Annotated in this window: 12 protein-coding genes; 3 read left to right on the top strand and 9 right to left on the bottom strand. The window is 35.0% G+C overall.

What is annotated here, in order from left to right:
* Nucleotide 1 precedes the first annotated feature (1 nt).
* The 6 genes from IPH52_17075 to IPH52_17100 form a co-directional block, all read right to left on the bottom strand.
* The gene (locus IPH52_17075; protein MBK7056722.1) at nucleotides 2-778 is read right to left on the bottom strand and encodes a FecR domain-containing protein; all 777 of its coding nucleotides are present in this window, start codon (nucleotides 776-778) and stop codon (nucleotides 2-4) included.
* Nucleotides 779-983: 205 nt separating this feature from the next.
* Nucleotides 984-1,301 carry a DUF2834 domain-containing protein gene (locus IPH52_17080; GenBank protein ID MBK7056723.1) on the bottom strand — a complete coding sequence of 106 codons (318 nt, stop codon included), beginning with the start codon at nucleotides 1,299-1,301 and terminating at the stop codon, nucleotides 984-986.
* A 203-nt stretch (nucleotides 1,302-1,504) separates the two neighbouring features.
* The gene (locus IPH52_17085; GenBank protein ID MBK7056724.1) at nucleotides 1,505-2,368 is read right to left on the bottom strand and encodes an AraC family transcriptional regulator; all 864 of its coding nucleotides are present in this window, start codon (nucleotides 2,366-2,368) and stop codon (nucleotides 1,505-1,507) included.
* Nucleotides 2,328-2,630, bottom strand: a complete 303-nt coding sequence (locus IPH52_17090; GenBank protein ID MBK7056725.1) for a TfoX/Sxy family DNA transformation protein — start codon at nucleotides 2,628-2,630, stop codon at nucleotides 2,328-2,330. The genes IPH52_17085 and IPH52_17090 overlap by 41 nt, the downstream gene beginning before the upstream one ends.
* A complete protein-coding gene (locus IPH52_17095; protein MBK7056726.1) occupies nucleotides 2,627-3,004 on the bottom strand; it encodes a VOC family protein in 378 nt (125 codons plus the stop codon). Before IPH52_17095 ends, IPH52_17090 begins: the two co-directional genes overlap by 4 nt.
* 214 nt (nucleotides 3,005-3,218) lie before the next feature.
* The gene (locus IPH52_17100; GenBank protein ID MBK7056727.1) at nucleotides 3,219-5,462 is read right to left on the bottom strand and encodes a PAS domain S-box protein; all 2,244 of its coding nucleotides are present in this window, start codon (nucleotides 5,460-5,462) and stop codon (nucleotides 3,219-3,221) included.
* A gap of 617 nt (nucleotides 5,463-6,079) precedes the next feature.
* Between IPH52_17100 and IPH52_17105 the strand changes: the two genes are divergently transcribed.
* Nucleotides 6,080-7,393 carry a hypothetical protein gene (locus IPH52_17105; GenBank protein ID MBK7056728.1) on the top strand — a complete coding sequence of 438 codons (1,314 nt, stop codon included), beginning with the start codon at nucleotides 6,080-6,082 and terminating at the stop codon, nucleotides 7,391-7,393.
* Nucleotides 7,394-7,984: 591 nt separating this feature from the next.
* Here IPH52_17105 and IPH52_17110 read toward each other — a convergent pair.
* A complete protein-coding gene (locus IPH52_17110) occupies nucleotides 7,985-8,410 on the bottom strand; it encodes a hypothetical protein (GenBank protein MBK7056729.1) in 426 nt (141 codons plus the stop codon).
* A gap of 213 nt (nucleotides 8,411-8,623) precedes the next feature.
* On the opposite strand from IPH52_17110, the gene IPH52_17115 reads away from it, so the two are divergent.
* Both IPH52_17115 and IPH52_17120 read left to right on the top strand, forming a co-directional pair.
* Nucleotides 8,624-12,007: a PAS domain S-box protein gene (locus IPH52_17115; protein MBK7056730.1), complete on the top strand. Its 3,384-nt coding sequence runs from the start codon at nucleotides 8,624-8,626 to the stop codon at nucleotides 12,005-12,007.
* A gap of 26 nt (nucleotides 12,008-12,033) precedes the next feature.
* Entirely contained in the window at nucleotides 12,034-14,448 is a 2,415-nt protein-coding gene (locus IPH52_17120; GenBank protein MBK7056731.1) for a PAS domain-containing protein, read from the top strand.
* Nucleotides 14,449-15,298: 850 nt separating this feature from the next.
* Here the strand turns inward: IPH52_17120 and IPH52_17125 are convergent.
* A complete protein-coding gene (locus tag IPH52_17125; protein MBK7056732.1) occupies nucleotides 15,299-16,297 on the bottom strand; it encodes a hypothetical protein in 999 nt (332 codons plus the stop codon).
* A 23-nt stretch (nucleotides 16,298-16,320) separates the two neighbouring features.
* The gene (locus tag IPH52_17130) at nucleotides 16,321-17,604 is read right to left on the bottom strand and encodes a DUF1566 domain-containing protein (protein MBK7056733.1); all 1,284 of its coding nucleotides are present in this window, start codon (nucleotides 17,602-17,604) and stop codon (nucleotides 16,321-16,323) included.
* Between the last annotated feature and the right edge of the window lie 1,070 nt (nucleotides 17,605-18,674).

The following is an 18,674-nucleotide window of genomic DNA, read 5'->3' on the forward strand; positions in this document are numbered from 1 at the left end:
ATTATTTCTCCAAAGCAGGTTTCGGAACTACAGGTTCGAGTAGTTTGAAAGGCTCAATCGGTGGCTGTCCTTTGATTACTCTCGTTCCATAGCCCTTGGGAACAATCACTGTTACACTCTGTGCACTAACGTCTACCTCTCCCTGATAACATCCTACTAAACTTGTTTCTTCTTTGTCTAGACTAACATAAAAAGTAGTTCCTCTTACGCCTATCACTGCTCCCGGGGTGACAACAGAGTATTTGATTTCCTTATTGTTCGCATGATTAAAAATTTTTAGAAATATACTCCCCGATGAAAGACTAAGTCCCTGTTCGGACTGTTTCTCCAGTTTTATACTTGAATTTTGCCGCATTTGAATTACAGTCTTTGTTTCATCAGCATATTCTATTTCTGCACTCGAGTCGGAGGAAGTTCTAATCCATTCATTGTCTATAAATTTTTGTTTTTTGTTTACCGACGTCCAGCTTTTGTCTGACGATTTAAATTCGACTTTGCCGAAATAGGAGCGGAGTTCAGCTACCTCATTTATTTTAGGAGAATTTTTTTTACTTAAATGAGTGGGAATTTTTAAGATCATACCCTGTATTATTTTATGCGGATTATCTATTTGATTGTATTGTAAAAATTCTCTCCAGAGATTAGGATCGTTTAACTTTTCTCTAGAAATTTTTGCTAGAGTATCATTGTCTTTCACAATATAAGTTTCCGTTTCTTGAGCAGATAATGTAACAATAAAAATAAATATCGAAAACACTACAAATCTATACCACTTCATATAATTCCCCAACTGCATTGCATTTTTATTTTGTCTATGCACATAGTAGATACCATACGTTTTTTATGGTATAAAAATTCTTTTTTGCATAAGGATTTCACAAGCATCACAAAGTGTCACTATTTCTTAGACCAAGCCCTCAATGACCATTGTGGCTTTTATCTTTCCTAGTGATGACCTGATTTGAACGAAACGGGGGGAATTTTTATTTATTCTGTTTCATTCGAATTATTAAATACAAAGCAAAGCCAGTCGCAACTCCTGGAACAATTCCAAGTAGAACTGCAATCCAACCATACCTAATTTTTTTTTCTCTCGCTTCATAGAAAACCCACACAGTAAGAATCATCCAACAAAAAATTGTATCTAAGGAATAGCCTGTAGAGTATGGGTTCACAAATCCTGCTCCGAAGGCAGCTATTATATCCGGATTTTGCAGGAAGGGGGGAAGAACGATTATCCCAAACAATAAAGCGAAGGAAATTCCCAAAAATAGAATTAGGTTTTTAAAGTTAAAAATCATAGAGCCTGTCCAGCAGAAAAATATTACATACAAAAATTTGCTCAATATCTTTTTAAGAGCATTTTTCCAATTATGAATTCTAAATACAGAACCCTCTCCGAACCGAAATATTTCAATTTTAAATTTCCTTCCAAATTTTTTTATTTTCAATCAGGCAAAAAGGGTCTTGCATAAAAGAATAATAGATATTTGTTAGCTTTAATTTATTCCGAAGAATGATTGCGAAGGGGAATAAAAATATCTGCGATTTCTTTATCGAATCCGTAAACATACACTTCAAATAAAGAATCACTGGATATAGAATATTTATGCTTGGGACAAAATTCATTAAGTAAAAAAATATAAACATCATAGAGTCCGATATAGGCTCCTCTATATCGGCAAACTAAATAATTTCCTCCTTTCAGGGTTTGGATTCCCATCTCAGGAAGAAGTTGACATTTCTTTGTAATAGTGAGTCCAATATCAAATCGAATTTTACTTGCCTCCGTAATTTCTGGATCATCCTGGCAAACGCCTATCATTTGATGATTCTTCCAATTCATTTGATTTAATTCAGCAAATTGAATTATTTTTTTAAACTCTTTTGAATTTTTATCCGGACCGGCAAGTTCCTGGTATGGTCCAATTTTTCTTAGAAAGGCAATTTGGATTGGATCTATTTTTCGAATATGAATTTCATTTAACTTAATTCCTTTTGGAACTTGGGAGAAGTTTTGTATTGATTTATTCAATTTAGAAAATCTTTTTCTAAATTCAGTTGGATTCATTTTAAAACTTTTTTTGAATGCTCGACTAAATGCTTCATAAGAATCAAATCCAGCCTGGATAGAAATTTCTTTAGCAGGGATTTCACTTACTTTTAATTCAAAGGCTGCTTTTTCTAAGCGCAATCTTTTTAGATGGGTAGAAATTGGTTCTCCATTTAATTCTTTGAATATTCTATGAAAATGAAAATTGGAGAACCCTGACAAAAAAGCCAATTGATTTAAAGTAATTTTCTTTTCTAAATTCTTCAAAACAAATTCATGAACAGGAAAAATTTTTGACTGATATTTTTCTTTCATAAGACTGGTAAACTAAATCGACCAGTCTCTTTTTTTCAGACTTACTAAATTTAGTCCAGTGAATATTTTTAATTGCTCCTTCAAATGAATACAAGTAATAACAAAAAGGCAATTTATTCACTTGCTTGTTTATGCAGATTTTTAAATAAGCAGTTACTGAACCGGTTTTGCTTAAATCTTCTAGACTAAAAATCCCAATCTGATTTAACTCTGAAATTAATGTTTTACCTAGATTGATTTTTCCTTCCAGTGATGATTTCATTGCTTTCTCTCCTGAAGAATATCGATTCCGATTCCATTCGGATCTAATACTGTAAAATGAGTATCACCCCATTCTTCAGTCGTAAGCTCTAAATCAATTTTCACTTTTTTATTTTTCAATTTGGTGAAGTATTCTTGAATATCCTCCACTTCCAAAAGTAACCAAATTCCAGAAGAATATTTTTTTTGAAAATAGTCTTTCCTAGTTTGGGCTTGTTCTGGTAACATCAAAGCTAATTCATATTCAGGTCTCTCTTTTACATTTAGTAAAATGAACCAATCGGACTCAAATTTAATTTCAAAATCTAAAATTTGAGTATAAAATTCTTTGGATTCAATTAGTTTATCCGTGATTATTCCGCTGTGTAGTTTCATAATTTACCCCTTTACTATAATTGTCTCATAGAATAGAAGCACTGACTTGACCGTTTTTGCTTTTTTTATTAAAAAAATCTATTTAGATAATTTTAATTTTTTCTTTCAAGTAAATTGCATCCAACGTCTCTCATCGTTCTATCTCCAAAATTAAAAGCGTAAAGCAAAATTGGATTGCGTCTCTTCCATAAGAAGGTGTTATGAACTAAACGGATTAAAAATTTTCTTTGGGCAATGTAAATGTGAATGTGCTTCCTTTCCCTATTTCACTCTTAACCCTGATTTCTCCCCCATGTAATTCAGTAAATTCTTTACATAAAATTAATCCAAGCCCTGTTCCCTTTTCGTTTTTTGTTCCAGGATTAATAAATTTAGAATCTATTCTAAATAATTTTTCTATATTATTAGGAGCAATTCCAACACCAAAATCTGATATCGATATTTCTAGGAATTCTCCCTTTGCGTTAGAGGATACTATTACTTTACCGTTAGGATAAGAAAACTTTATTGCATTTGTAAGTAAATTGCGTAAAATTGTATTAACAATAGATTCGTCTGCAAAAACTTTTTCGTCGGATAGAATTTCACATTCTACTGAAATATTTTTCTGAAATGCATTGCTAGAAATTATATTTATAGATGCATCCACTAAATTCTTTAAATAAATCTCTCGAGCATTTATTCGAATCTCTCCAGTTTGTGACTTTGTCCATTGCATTAAATTTTCCAATAAATTATATGCTGATTTGGAAGATGTTTGAATCATCTTCAAGTATTTTATTAAATATTCAGCAAACTCGCTATTATCCGACATTACTTGATTTTCTAATAATTCGGCAATGCCCATAATACCCGAAAAAGGATTACGTAAGTCATGCGCTATAATATTAAAAAATTTATCCTTCGTATTGTTTAGATTTTCTAGCTCTTTTAAATTCTGATTCAATTCCTCTTCATTTTTTTTTCGATGAGTTATATCTATCAGAATTCGAATGTTTAATCTAATCTTGTCGTCCTTGTTCCAAAGGGGAACACATGTAACATGGGTCCATATCAAACTTCCATCTTTTTTTATAAATCGTAATTCTATAGCGAATAATTTTATTTTACCGGAATTTAAACGATTCATGTTTTCTTCATAAAATTCTTTATCGCCAGGAAAGATAAAATTCAAAAATTCGATGTTTGTTAGTTCATCTGAATCACTTCCCAGAATCTCGCAAAATTTTTGATTTACTTGGACAGGAATACCAGAATAAGAATTAGCAAGTGCAATACCCATAGGTGCTTGATCAAATATAGTGCGAAATCGCAACTCGCTTTGAGCAAGTTCTCTATGTAACTGTTTACGATCATTAATATCATTTACAGTAAACAATACTCCTATAATCAAATCCTTCTCATTTTTCACAGGAGCAAATTGTAATTCAAACCAATAGTCTTCATTATTTATATTAACAGGTTTTTCCAAAGTAAACACTGATCCATTTAGAGAAATCTTAAATGCGGCATCAAAACTATCAATATCTTCCGGCAAAATAGATTTATGAATTGATTCCCCGTAAGCTAATTCTCTATTAAATACCAGCAGGCTATTTCGATTAGCCACATTATTAAAAAATTGTATTTTTTTATTTGAATCGAGAAAAATAATGGCTTGTGTATTACTTTCCAGCAACACTCTAATTTTTGCTTCTGAAAAACGCAATTCCTCTTGAATATTTTTTTGAATCGTTATATCTGTCATGATTGCAATAAATTGTTCTAACGCACCTTTTTCATCTTGGAGAGGCACAATGGTAGTATCCACCCAATAAATTTCTCCATTTTTTGTTTTATTTCGAATTTCTCCGTGCCATATTTTGCCTGCATAAATGGTTTTATATAACTCCTCAAAAAAGAAACGAGCATGGTAATCAGAATTTATAATTCGATGATTCTCTCCTAATAACTCTTGCTCTGAAAATTTACTAATTTTACAAAACTTTTCATTTACATATATAATTTTTCCAGATAGATCGGTAACTGCTATGATAGAATGCTGATCTATTGCAAATTGCCTTTGTTGTAAATCAATATAGGCTCTTTGCAATTTGTCAGAGATTGTTTTTTCTAATGTTTGAGATTTTTTTTCTTGAGTAAATTTGGAGAATGTGGCAAACACACCGTAGCCGTTTTCATTATCTTTTTTTCTGAGCGGATATGCGTTTACTTTAAACCATTTGATTTCATTGTTTTTAGTATTGTATATTCCGATGACTTGATTTATAACTTCTTTGCCTGTTTCAAATACAATCATAGCCGGAAGTGATTCGGTGGAATACTCTGTCCCGTCTTCCTTTATTATTTTCCATTCAGCGTTAGGAGCCTTGCCCTCTAATTGTTCTAATGTATGTCCTAAACTTTCTATCGCTGCATTATTGGCAAACTGGATAGACTTATCTTCTGCATGAAACACTATTCCTTCAGAAAGTTTCTGTAACAGAAATTTGTAGTGGTGACTTTCTTGAAATAAAGGTAGAATTTCGCGATCAAAGTTCATATAATTAGTTTGAATATTTGACTGACTAAATAGTGTAAATCATGTAAAAAAACTAGTTATCCAATGAATAGGACTTATTATATTTAGAAAAATCCTTTATTTACTAATGCTTTAAGAAAAGTATTTATGAAACCGTATCTATAATTCTATCTCCTTCTATCTCACAAATTAAAAGCTTAAATACCACTTCTCGCAAGTAAGTTCGACTATTTTTCTACAAAGGGGTAATTCCCCAATTTCAAAAGCAGAGTATCCAATTTTAATTCAGAATTTACTTTTGAGAATGGGTATAGCAAAAGTGGATTACTCCTTATACATAATAAGGTGTTATGAACTAAACGGGGGAAATTTTTTACTGTCCGTTAGCCACTCAGTGACTAGTCTAAAACCTATTACTGAACTCTGAAAATTTATTGACAAAGTTATTCATTTACATAGAATCAACGCATATTAAGGGTGTGTAAAAAGATAAAAATGTCACATTATATTGCTTTTAGACAGTCCCGAAAATTTTCTTTTAGGAGAGAATAAGTATGTTTAAAAAAATAAGTTTCTTTTTTGTAGTTGTATTTTTTTATATAACACAATCAAGTTTACACGCCGTTAACCTCAAAAAAGTAGCATCTCTCGATAGTGCAAAAATATTTTCTAGTTCAGTCACTAGTGGGCATGATATTACAAATCTTTTCTTTGACCAAGGCAGAAAAATTCTTATTGGTCAAGACTTAGGATTTCCAGAAAACTATAAGTTCTATTTAATTAAAAATCCAACATTTGCTGAGCAAATACCGAAAACTCCACTACAAATCAAAGAATATGAAGAGATTAGTTTTTCCTATAACCAATTTTGTTCTAAGGCAAAAAAAGAAAATAAGGATTATATATGTGACGTTAGTAGACCTGCCACAGAAAGTGATATCACAAGATCTCCCATTTTATGGTATATAAACAGCGAACAAGAATTTGCTATTTTAGTAATCGAAATCCTCTCTCCCGAAAAAGATCGTGGACGTGATTTATACTTAACGCATCTGAACCTAAAAACGAAAGAGATTACAAAGATAAAAAAAATTCCGGGGAATACAAGTTTTGGATTAGATTATATTAACCAAGGTGATTTACAAAAAGAAGATATTCGGTGGTTTTCTGATGCAAAAGGTTCTCTATTTAGAATTAACTTTCCTACAATGGAAGTGACTGAAAACAAAGCCTGTGGTGATAAGTTTAGCAAAATTTACTCCGACCATCAATCTCAAATGGCAGCAGAACAAAAAAGAACAGGGAAAGATTTAATCCGTATGCCATTTATCGCACTTACTCCATTTGTATCGGCAGATGAAAAGTATGCGCTATTATTTGACTACTCCGACATCGAAGACGGACACAACAACAATCCGATAGGACTTGCCTATTATTGTGAAATGTCTACAGGCAAATTAGAAAAATTTCCAGGCCAACATACGGTATATGCGGCTACTATGAGTATACCCGGAAAAATTATTTACTACAACAACCAACGAGGAGAATACCACTCATTAGACATAGCCACAAAAAAGCTAACCCAAGTTTTAAAAGGTCGCAATATGGGTGATTTTATGGTAATCTACGAAGACAGTGCAATAGTTTACGACGATGACTATACATGGGTGGAAGCTCGTAAACTTTCTAATTTAAAACAAGTAAAATCCTACTCCTTGGTTTCAATGGAAAAAATTAAAAACAATTATTTGAACAGAGTTGTAATCAATCCACAAAGTTCTACTTTGTTGTTTGCTAATTATGAGCAAGGGGATTACGGAACTCCAAGCAAAATGAAATTATTCATTTATAAAATGTCACTTAAATAACTCACCTTACGCAAGGTGAGTGCCCAGCGCTGGATTTGGGGCTACACCCGAACTCAATGTTGCTTCCGAGTGGGCGCAACATAAGGCGGGCTATTATTTTATTAATTCATTAGATTTATCTAATATTCTTAATTTCATCTAAATTTCCATAGTTTTATTACTTTGCGTAAGGTAAGTTAAATAATAGAGTTGTTGCTAAATTAGATAGTGAAGTTTTTTTAAAAGCGGCTAATCGGGTGTAAACTATAGCATTCTTTCATAAAGCAGAAATAATTTCTGATAATAAAAGAATGTTACATCTTCTGTTAGTTTTGCGCTTCCATTAAAAACTAAATTAGATTGAATTTTCTTGTCCAAGATTTCTTGCGGATTATGATTTCGACTTCGGCTTTTATATCGGGCAAGTCTTTATCTGTAATTGTCACTTTCCCATTATCATAAAGTCCATGTAAAACAATCATAGCAAACCTCAATTAAAAAAAAATCATTCCCAACAGTAGAATGAATCCTTATCTAAAAATGTCAATTGTCTTTCTAGACAATATGCATCTAACACTTCGATTGAAAAGCAAAACAAAGAGATATTGCAAACTATTTCTTTAGTAATTTCATCTCTACTAAAAACAATGTTCCAATTACAATTATTTCTCCAATAAAATAGAAGAGTCCTAGTGTAGTAACTGTTTTTTGGCAATACAATAAAACGCTAATGGTTGTTAAACAATACATAGCATTAGCTAAAATAATGATTTTTAAAAAAGGTTGCCAATGGTGCTTTAATAAAAAGAAACAACTTATAGAATAGATACAAAAAGCAAATGCAACAACCGAGAGAAATATTAAAACTTCTGATGACAGTCCTATATATTCATTGTATGGATTTAAGATAAAATAAATAATCAATGCAGTTACTAATGCACCAACTCCATCGATTAAAAAAATATTTTTTGGTTTCTTTCTAGTAATCTGCATCCAACTTCTCGATAATTCTATCTTCTCCTCTCCGTTCTCTTTCATAAAAAGGTGTTATGAACTAAGCGGGGTAAAATTTTCCATAAATGCTATTCAATTTCTACTATTCTTTAGATAGAAAATGAAGTATTCACAACTTTCTGGTTAATCGAGAGTAATCTCTCAGTCTCTTACGCAGGATTGTCCTGATCAATAAAACTGAATTTTACAGGAAAAAAATACTATGAAGAATTTGATTTTTCAAAATATATTCTTTTTATGAAAAAACCTTCCAAAGAAAAGAAGAAGAAAAATTCAGAGGAACCAAAACAACAGGTAATTCTACCTACTTATTATGTAGCGATTGGTGCTTCTGCCGGTGGACTTGAGGCGATTGACATCTTTTTTTCTACAATGCCAGCTTTAAGTGGTTTAGCTTATGTGGTTATTCAGCATTTGTCGCCAGATTTCAAAAGTCTCATGGTTGAGCTACTCTCAAAAAAAACTGCGATGCCAGTGCATAGGGCTGAAGACAATATGCTTATTCTTCCAGACAATGTATATCTGATTCCACCTAAAAAAAATCTGAATATATTTCATGGAAAACTATTCCTTAGCGAGCAGGATCATTCTAAAGGAGTCAACCTTCCGATCGATGTATTTTTTAAATCCTTGGCAGAAGACCAAGGAGAAAAATCTATTGGAATCGTTCTTTCTGGAACTGGAAGTGATGGAACTCGTGGTTTAAGAGTCATAAAAGAATTAGGTGGAATGGTCATGGTGCAGAAAGAAGATACTGCCAAGTTTGACGGGATGCCGCGAGCTGCAATTTCTACTGGTCTGGCTGATTTTATTTTGCCTCCAGAGGATATGCCAGGACAATTAGTTTCTTTCTCCAAGCATCCATACGCTACAAAATCCGTTCGTTCGGAAACACTGTTAAGTGAAGAAGAAGGTCTCACCAGAATTTTTTCTCTCTTAAGAGAAAAGTGTAGAGTTGATTTTACTTTTTATAAGCCAAGCACGATCACCAGAAGAATTGAAAGAAGAATGAGCATTTCGCAAACCAATGATCTTAAAGAATACATCGAGTATTTGGTACGTTATCCGGGAGAAGTAAATTCATTATACCGTGAACTACTAATTGGAGTTACTAGTTTTTTTAGAGACCAAGAGGTATTTGATTTTCTTTATTCTAAGTGTATGCAAAAAATTTTACAGTCTACTCCCAATAAAGAAATCAGATTTTGGGTAGCTGCTTGCTCTACCGGAGAAGAAGCATATAGCCTAGCAATGCTTGCACGAGAATGCATGGAAGAGATGAAGCAAACTTTTGATGTGAAAATTTTTGCCACTGATATAGACAAAGATGCTATTCATTTTGCGGCTAACGGTATTTATCCTGAAAGTATAACTGCTGACTTGTCTCCAAAATTATTGTCCAAGTATTTCTACAAGAAGGATGATAATTTTCAAGTAGCGCGAAACATTAGGGAAATGGTTGTTTTTGCACAACATAATTTAATCAAGGATCCTCCCTTCACAAATATTTCTCTGTTGAGTTGTAGGAATGTCCTAATTTATTTGCAGCCAATTCTGCAAAAGAAAGTCTTTGAATTCTTTAACTTTTCCTTGAATCCAGAGGGAGTCTTGATGCTAGGCACGAGTGAATCGACTAGCGAAATGAGTGATTTTTTTGAAACTTTAGATATTAAATTCAAAATATATCGTTCCAAAGGAAAGGTAAAGCCATTAACAGATAATTCTCCCTTATTTCAACCAACTGATACAAGAATGAGGGAAATGAAAAACCAAGCAACTGGCACAAGGCGTTTTCTCAGATCCTCGGAGGATGAGCGAGTATTGGAGCGATTCTTTCAAACGGTGTCTAAAGACTATTTGCCGCTATCCGTTATCGTCAATGAGCAAATGGAGGTTATCCACACATTAGGAGATCCACAAGATTATTTTAAAGTGCCTTCTGGAAAGCTCACCAATGATATTTCCAAAATGGCAATCAAGGAGTTGTCTGTTCCTATTACTACAGGGATTCAGAAAGTATTTCGACAACACCAAGAAGTCAGATTTTCAAATATAAAAGTCAGACAAAATAATATTGAAACATTTATTAATCTGCGAATTATACCATTATCCTTAAAGAAAGGACAAGAAGAATTAGTTACTATTCTAATCGGAGAAACTAAAAAAATTGATGTCTCAGAAATAAATCCTGCCATTCAATCTTTTGATTTATCCAAAGAAGCAGAAGAGCATTTACGGGATTTGGAGCAAGAATTACAATTCACGAGAGAAAATTTACAAGCAACCATTGAAGAACTAGAAACGACCAATGAAGAACTACAAGCGACTAACGAAGAGTTACTCGCAAGTAATGAAGAACTACAATCTACAAATGAAGAATTGCAATCTACAAACGAAGAACTCTTTACAGTGAACGCTGAGTTTCAAGGCAAAATCATTGAATTAACTGAACTGCACAATGACATTCAGAATATCATTAGCACTTCTCATATCAGTCAGTTGCTTTTGGATGAAAATCTTGAAGTGAGAAGATTTTCGCCTAACGTATCTTCTATCTTAAAACTACTCAGCAATGATATTGGGCGACCGATAACGCATATACCAAATTATCTGGTAGACTTTGACTTGATTAGAGCAATTAGAGAAACACAAAGAACGACAATGCATTCCGAAAGAGAAGTCAAGACGCACGATGGAAGCTCGTATCTGCTCCGAATTGATCCGTATGTTATCGGACCAAAGTCTTTTTCTGGAATAATTATTTCTTTTGTAAATGTTACAGAAATTATCAAATCAAGAGATGCACTAAATAATTTGGAAATTCGTTTTCAAACTTTATTCAAAACAATGGAACTAGGCGTTGTATACCATAATAGCATGGGACAAATAATTTCAGCCAATCCGGCAGCAGAGAAAATACTAGGAATGTCCTTTGAGCAAATGAAAGGGAAAGTCTCTACCGAACAGAGCTGGCGAGTCATTCGAGAAGATGGGTCTGATTTCATTGGAGAAGAGCATCCAGCAATGATTGCACTGAAAACAGGAAAAACGGTTAAAAATGTAACAATGGGAGTTTATAATCCCAATCATCAGTCTTATGCTTGGATCAATGTTTCTGCTACTCCATTATTTGAAGAAGGAAACTCTACTCCTTTTCAGGTGTATGCAGTTTTTAATGATATAACAGAGCGTTTATCTGTAGAGTCTAAGCTTAGGGACAATATCACTATGCTGAATCTGGCAATGGATACAGCAAATATGGCTTGGTGGGAATTGGATTTGACTACTGGTTTTATTGTTTTCAGTAAGCGAAAAGCGGAAATGCTTGATTATCCGCCGGAGACATTTAAACTTTATTCAGATTTTATGAATTTAGTTCATCCGGATGATTACGAACCGACCATGGCTGCTATGCGAAGTCATATAGATGGGAAGGCGGATAAATACACAGCAGAATACAGGATACGGACAAGAACTGGTGGTTACAAATGGTTTCGTGATACAGGTGCTATTGTAAAAAGAGATTCAAATAAAAAACCAGTGAAAGTAGTTGGACTGGTTATTGACGTGACTAGACAAAAAGAAATAATTGCAACGCAAGAAGGACAAGAAAGTCACTAGAGTCGAGCGACAAAGGAGGTTTAACGATGAACGAAAGATTTAAAGAACTACGGGATCAAGCGGAAATGGTTTTAAAAAATAGTAACAGCCCAAATTCAGACACTATTGTAAATGATTTCCATAAAATCATCCATGATCTACGGGTTTATCAGATTGAGTTAGAACTCCAAAATGAAGAACTCAGAAATACTCAAACACAATTGGAAAATTCCAAAAATAGTTATGCAGAGCTTTACAATCAGTCGCCCGCTGGATACGTCACCCTGGATCAAAACAGTATTATCCTCCAAGCAAATCAAACATTTATGAATATGGTTGATAAAGATTCATCGGAAGTTTTCAATGTGAGCTTTGCAGATTTTCTGGATAACGAAGATCGTTCCGTTTTTTTAGCTAGGTTTAATGCTTTTTTTAGAAGTCCGACTGAAAAAAATATGGAATTAAAATTAGAAAGAAAAGGTGGCAAGACTGTTTTTATTAAAGTTACTGGAAATTTATTGATTGAAGCTAAACCTAAATCCAAAGAGGAAGTGACGATTTCAAAATTATTTTTAATCGTTATGGATATCACAAGTGAGAAAGAAGCTGAAAGACAATTAGTCGAAAGCGAAAACAACTATCGCACTCTTGCCAACTCTGGATCAGCACTAATCTGGAGTTCAGGAAAAAATAAACTTTATAATTATTTTAATGATGTATGGCTGAAATTTACGGGCAGAACTTTAGAACAGGAAAATGGAAATGGCTGGACTCAAGGAATTCATCCTGAAGATTTAGATAGATGCATTTCTATTTACACGAATGCATTTGAACAAAGAGAAAGTTTTAGCATGGAATTCAGATTGCGCCGCCAGGATGGAGAATACCGATGGATGCTAGATGAAGCACGTCCTAGATTCAATTCCCAAGGGGATTTCATTGGATATATTGGTTATTGTTTTGATATCACGAAAAGAAAAGAAACAGAGCTTGCGCTAAAAGAAAGAAACAAAGAACTCTCTTGTTTGTCTGCTGTTCGGTTTCAAATGCAAGAAAATATTTCCATAGATGAATTCTGTGAAAAAATTTTGAAACTCATAACACCTGCGATGCAGTTTCCTGAAATTACCTACCCGATGATTGAACTAAAGGGTAAGATTTATTCACACGGTAGATCGGACAAATTGCTAACGCAGTATTTACAATCTGAAATTAAAATAGGTAAGGATGTAATTGGCCACTTGCGGGTGTATTACTCAGATTATAGCCCATTTATTTTACCAGAAGAACAAGAGCTAGTAGATAGTGTAGCCAATGCGATTCAAGTTTTTATTGCAAGAAAAAAAACAGACCAAACTCTTCTGGAATACAATACGAGACTAACACTCGGTATGCGCGTAGCAAACATGGCATGGTGGGAAATGGATCTAGTGACAGGCTTTGTTTCTTTCGATAAAAAGAAAGCGGAAATGCTTGATTATCCCCCAGAAAGATTTAAGCATTATAAAGATTTTACGGACTTGCTACATCCGGAGGATTATACGAAAGCAATGAATGCAATGTTGGAACATATGAATGGGCAATTGGATAGATATGAAGTAGAGTATAGAATTTTATCTAGATCAGGTGAATACAAATGGTTTCTGGATATTGGGTCAATCGTGAAATGGGATTCATTTGGAAAACCGCTAACTGTCATAGGTCTTGTGATGAATATTACAGACAGAAAGAATGCAGAAACGAAACTAATAGAGCTGAACGCGACGAAGGATAAATTCTTTTCGATATTAGCACATGATCTAAAAGGACCGATTGGAAGTTTGCATTCTTCTTTTGATTATTTAGCCAGTATTGATGATGATTCAACGGGTGAACAATTCAAACGGTTTCTTCCCTTGCTTAAGGAATCAACAGAATCAATTTCAACTCTTCTAGAAAACCTACTCGTCTGGGCGCGATCTCAAAAAGGGGATATTCCCTATAATCCATCTAGGTATAATTTCAATAATATAATTCGCTCTAATATGCAATTATTCTTAACTACTGCAAAAAGAAAGAATGTCATTTTAGCAAGTAAATTAGAAAAAGAATTTTATTCCTTTTTTGATATGGATATGATCACCACTGTGATTAGAAATTTAATCAACAACGCATTGAAATATACAAGAGAAAATGACACAATTCTAGTTTCAGTTCAGGAACTTGAAAATAAATTGGAAGTAAGTGTTGAGGATTCAGGAATAGGAATGAGGCAATCAACCCTAGAAACCTTGTTCCGAATCGATGTAAGACATCATAGTATTGCTGGAACGAGTGGAGAGAAAGGCACTGGACTTGGTCTTATTCTTTGCAAAGAATTTTTAGACAAGCACAATGAAAAAATCTGGGTAACCTCTGAGCTTGGTAAAGGAAGCAAATTTACATTTACCCTTCCGAAGGCCACCTTAGTCGCAAATCCATAGCAACTATTTCAAAAGCTATTCGAGTATGTCCTAGAAGAGACTTGACAAGGCTTCGGTATATTGGATAAAGTCTTGGAAAGATTACGATATGAAAGCGTTTTTAGCAAAGTCAGTCAATAGCCTAGTTATAGCCTGATTTATTATATCTTTTGTTCTTAGCCTTTCTATTATTCCGTTTTCTCAGGCGAAGGCATTTCAGAAACCGACAAAGTCTTCGAATGCTTTTCAGACCTTTCGTTCTCAGGTTTATGCTACTGAATACAATTTGTCCTCTTTTATTTATACAGGGGAAGACTATCGCTTTAATCAGTTAGAAGAAAATCGAAGTTATTTACAATTTCTTACCTTCACAATCCCGTATTCCAATCCATTCCATCATTATTTTAAAAATAACCGTGTTGCTCGTAATCTTTTCTCTTCTCTCAATTACAAACTCTACTCAATACCTCCACCCTGTTGTAGCTGATGATCCATTTCTTTTCTTAAGAGACAGCTTTGAACTTCTTGGCTGTCTAGTCTCTAATTCAATAAAAATTTTAAATTAAAAGGGTTATTCATTATGTTTTCTTTCTAGTAATCTGCATCCAACTTCTCGATAATTCTATCTTCTCCTATCCAACAAACGAAAGTGCGGGAACACTAGGAAGTGTTTAGACCGAACACATTTTTTCGAATTAGAAAAGTGGACTTTCGTCTCTTTCAAAGAAAGGTGTTATGGATTGGTCGGGGGAAATTTATAACCTGTAATTCCGCCTTTGTTCGTTTTTGCACAGAACTAGGTGTCCTTCACTTCCTTCAGCGTAGTGCAGAGACTGTTCTGACACGACTGCAGTTATGTCAAGAGGCATCTTCAGAAGTGCACTGTCAGACCGCCCTCAAAAGCAAGGCCTGATTTTCTTTCTGCATTCGGGGTATATTCAGGCACGGCAGTTAAATAAGTATTGATTCTGCCCGGCTCCTTTTTTTGGTTTTCCACAATCAACAAACCCTTTTCCCAGGCGAATCCATTGTAAATAATATGAACCATCTGCACTCCGTAAAATACAGCTAGTGCAAACAATGCACCATTGTACTGATCCACTTTGTGCTGGTCTGCAGTAAAGGCTTTGGCATTGGCAGAAACACCGTAAGCAATGCGGAGATCAGCATTTATCGTACTCGGGACAGCAGCCAGCATAAAATTGAACTCTGCATCTCTATGATTTTCCGTTTTTGCAGAAAGTGCCTGCTTGCGCCTTTCATAAACTGTCAATAGAAGCGCAACTGCTCCTCCTGAATACAATACCCCGAACCAAGGCCGTTCGAGGTAAAAATGTCCCCAGCCGGGAAGAACCATAGAGCGCCAAGCAAAATCTTTGTAAGAGATAGGTTCGTCCTTGGGTTTCTCCATTTGGCCTTTTGCGACCAATTCACGAAGGGCTGCGGCTCTGTCAGCAGCCGCACGGGCTTCCTCTTCCTCTTCCTTGCGGATTTTGGCAGCAAGCTCTTCTTCACGTCTCTTCCGTTCTTTAGCTTCCTGGATATTTCTAATCTGATCCTGTTCCAGTGTTATAGCAGCTTTCTTTTTTCGCTGTGCTTCAAGTGCCTGCGCTTTCTGTTCAGCAGTAAAGGGAGTATTTTGAATTCTGACGATGCTTGCCTTGGGTATACTTTGATTCCCTTTAACCGTGGTCACAAAAACAGCATCTGCACTGATCTTTGAAACACGTCCCAGGACAATGGAACCGTTTTTCAGAAGAATTTCCTCCGCCTGTGCTTGAGCAAAAACCGACGTCAGAATGACGCCGCAGAAAAGCAGCAACAGGCGCGACTGTCTGATGCCGAAGTATTGGTTTAATCTTTTGTGCATATTGTATTTCTCCTTTATCATTACTATGGCCCTGAAACACATCGTAAACCAAAAGTGACAACAAATGTCTTACCGCGTGTCCGTGCAAAACCGTTGGAGAAATCCACAGTCCATGCACTATTAGGACCGGATAAGGCTGAGGTAGAAGACCAGCAGTCGGAATTTCCCAGGTTGGGAAAGTATGTTAAATTAATATAAGGACCAAGTTGACTGTCTACAATTAAATTCTTCAGTTCATTGACATCCGGCAGCCGCCAGTTTGTCTTTCCTGCAAAACTCAGGTTCTCACAATACGCAATCGCATCCGACCAATATATGGAATTCGCAGTTCCAGAACAGTCCAATGCATTCTGTCCAGCCAAGCATTTTTGCCACAAAAGTCCTGTTGGACTTTCCGTAACTGTTCCATCTCCGTTGTCTGTTAAAGTCTGTGTGTTCGAGGCAGTTCCTGATACACAGCGTACATTATAAGTGCCCGTTGTTTTTAGACCGAAAAAATCACCGCCGGAAGAGGAAACCATGTAGTACGCATTAGTGGTCAAAGCAGCTCTTACCGTAGAAGACCAATAGTTGTTAGAAACAGTTCCCGGAAAATACGTTGCATCAAAAGCAGGATTGTTCCCATAATTGGGCAAAGTTCTTAACTCTTTGATTGTCGGCAGACGCCAATCTGTTCTGCCTGCATAGCCGGCACCACTGTTCAACGGAGTACAGGCAGAAACTGCTGCAGTCCAGGTATACGTTGAAGCTGTGCCCGTACCGCAATTTGACCCACTCAGTCCTTCCGAGCAGGTTTTCCACACAAGACTTGTTATCTTGTCAGTTGTGATATAATCAGATGTTCCCGTCAGCGTCGGTCCAGTAAAACTGCGCGAATAAGGTTTTCTCAGGTAATGAGAATCCTGACCATAGGGAAAATTAAAATTTCCGACAGTGTACGTTTGCGTACAATTTGTATCTAAAGTCCAAGTTGTGCCATTAGCATAAAAGCATTGTGTTTGACCGGTGTATGAGATCCCGCTGGTTCCGGTGCTAGTTCCACTGCTGGTTCCGGCACTGGTTCCGCTGCCTGCCCTGCCTGAATTCAGAAGAAAACTGGCAAGCAGAGCTGCAGGATTCTTCGAGGTATCGAGAATGCTAGGTTCGAGACGAATGCAGGACGTGAAGATGAGTGCAAGTATGGGGATCAGCGGGACAAAAAATCTTTGAAAAATAAAGAAGGTTCTGATACGAAACAAGGATGATGATTCTGCAGACCTGTGCCGGAGTCTTTTGTTGAATTTGACATTTGGATAAAAAATCATCATGCACAGCCTCCCGTTTTTTTAAGGATCAAGCAAAACAAAATATTTATTTTCATTATGATCTTCCTAAAATCCCTATATTCTCAAAATAAAGATAAATTTCCAGAAAATAATCCGAGAACGGATACATAAAAAGAGTTTTTTATTGTCTTTTGATTAATCTTGTCTTTCTAGTAATCTGCAACCAACTCTCTCGATAATTCTATCTCCTTCTACTCCCACAAAGTTAAAAGTATAAAGCAAAAGTGGACTTTCGTCTCTTTCGTAGAAAGGTGTTATAAACTAAACGGGGTAAAATTTTTTAAAAAGATCTAAAAAACTTTCAATTGTAGACAAATTAATTATATATTTTAATTTTGACCAATAAAGCTAGAAGCCTATTCTAAGCTTTTTCGATAGAAGTATTTTTCCTTATTTTACAATTCCATGATACCATCAATTTTACAGCTTATATCTAAGTTTGGATCAATCGGGGACAAACCAGAAGACAATGCAGCAGAAAAATTAAAGCACAAATTCATATCTACTTGGCTATTCTCATAGAGTCTTGAGGTATTATATGGGGAACGATCGCATTCATTTTTAATTTTTTTTATCCAGCAATTATACCTTACGGCTATACTGTTATCCGTAATAAATTTATTTTCATTTTATAAATTTAAAAACTTTGAGAAAACAAGAAACTTTCAATTGCTCATTAGTCTTTTGCTTCCTTTTTCCAATGGAGTCTAGGCGGATTTCTTGCAAGCGGAGCAGTTATGCTTTGGGCGACTCTTCCATTGTAGGCTCCTTAACGTTTGGCGATAAAAAATCTAGTCTCGAATGGTTTACAATTTATCTTTTATGACTCTGCCTCAGGTATATTTGAAGTAATCTATCCTAATTCTCTATTTTAGTTCCTGCCAAATTCAGTCATTTTCTTTATAATCAATATTACAATTGTTTTTTCAATTGTTTTGGCTTAACTATTTATTTACCAAAGCCAACAGGAAAAGGCAAATGCACAATTAGGGGAAGCAGAAATGTTCCTACGAAGTGTCATGGGTGGAACGGATGAAGGGATAATGGCATTT

Source organism: Leptospiraceae bacterium (assembly GCA_016708435.1).
Classification (GTDB): domain Bacteria; phylum Spirochaetota; class Leptospiria; order Leptospirales; family Leptospiraceae; genus UBA2033.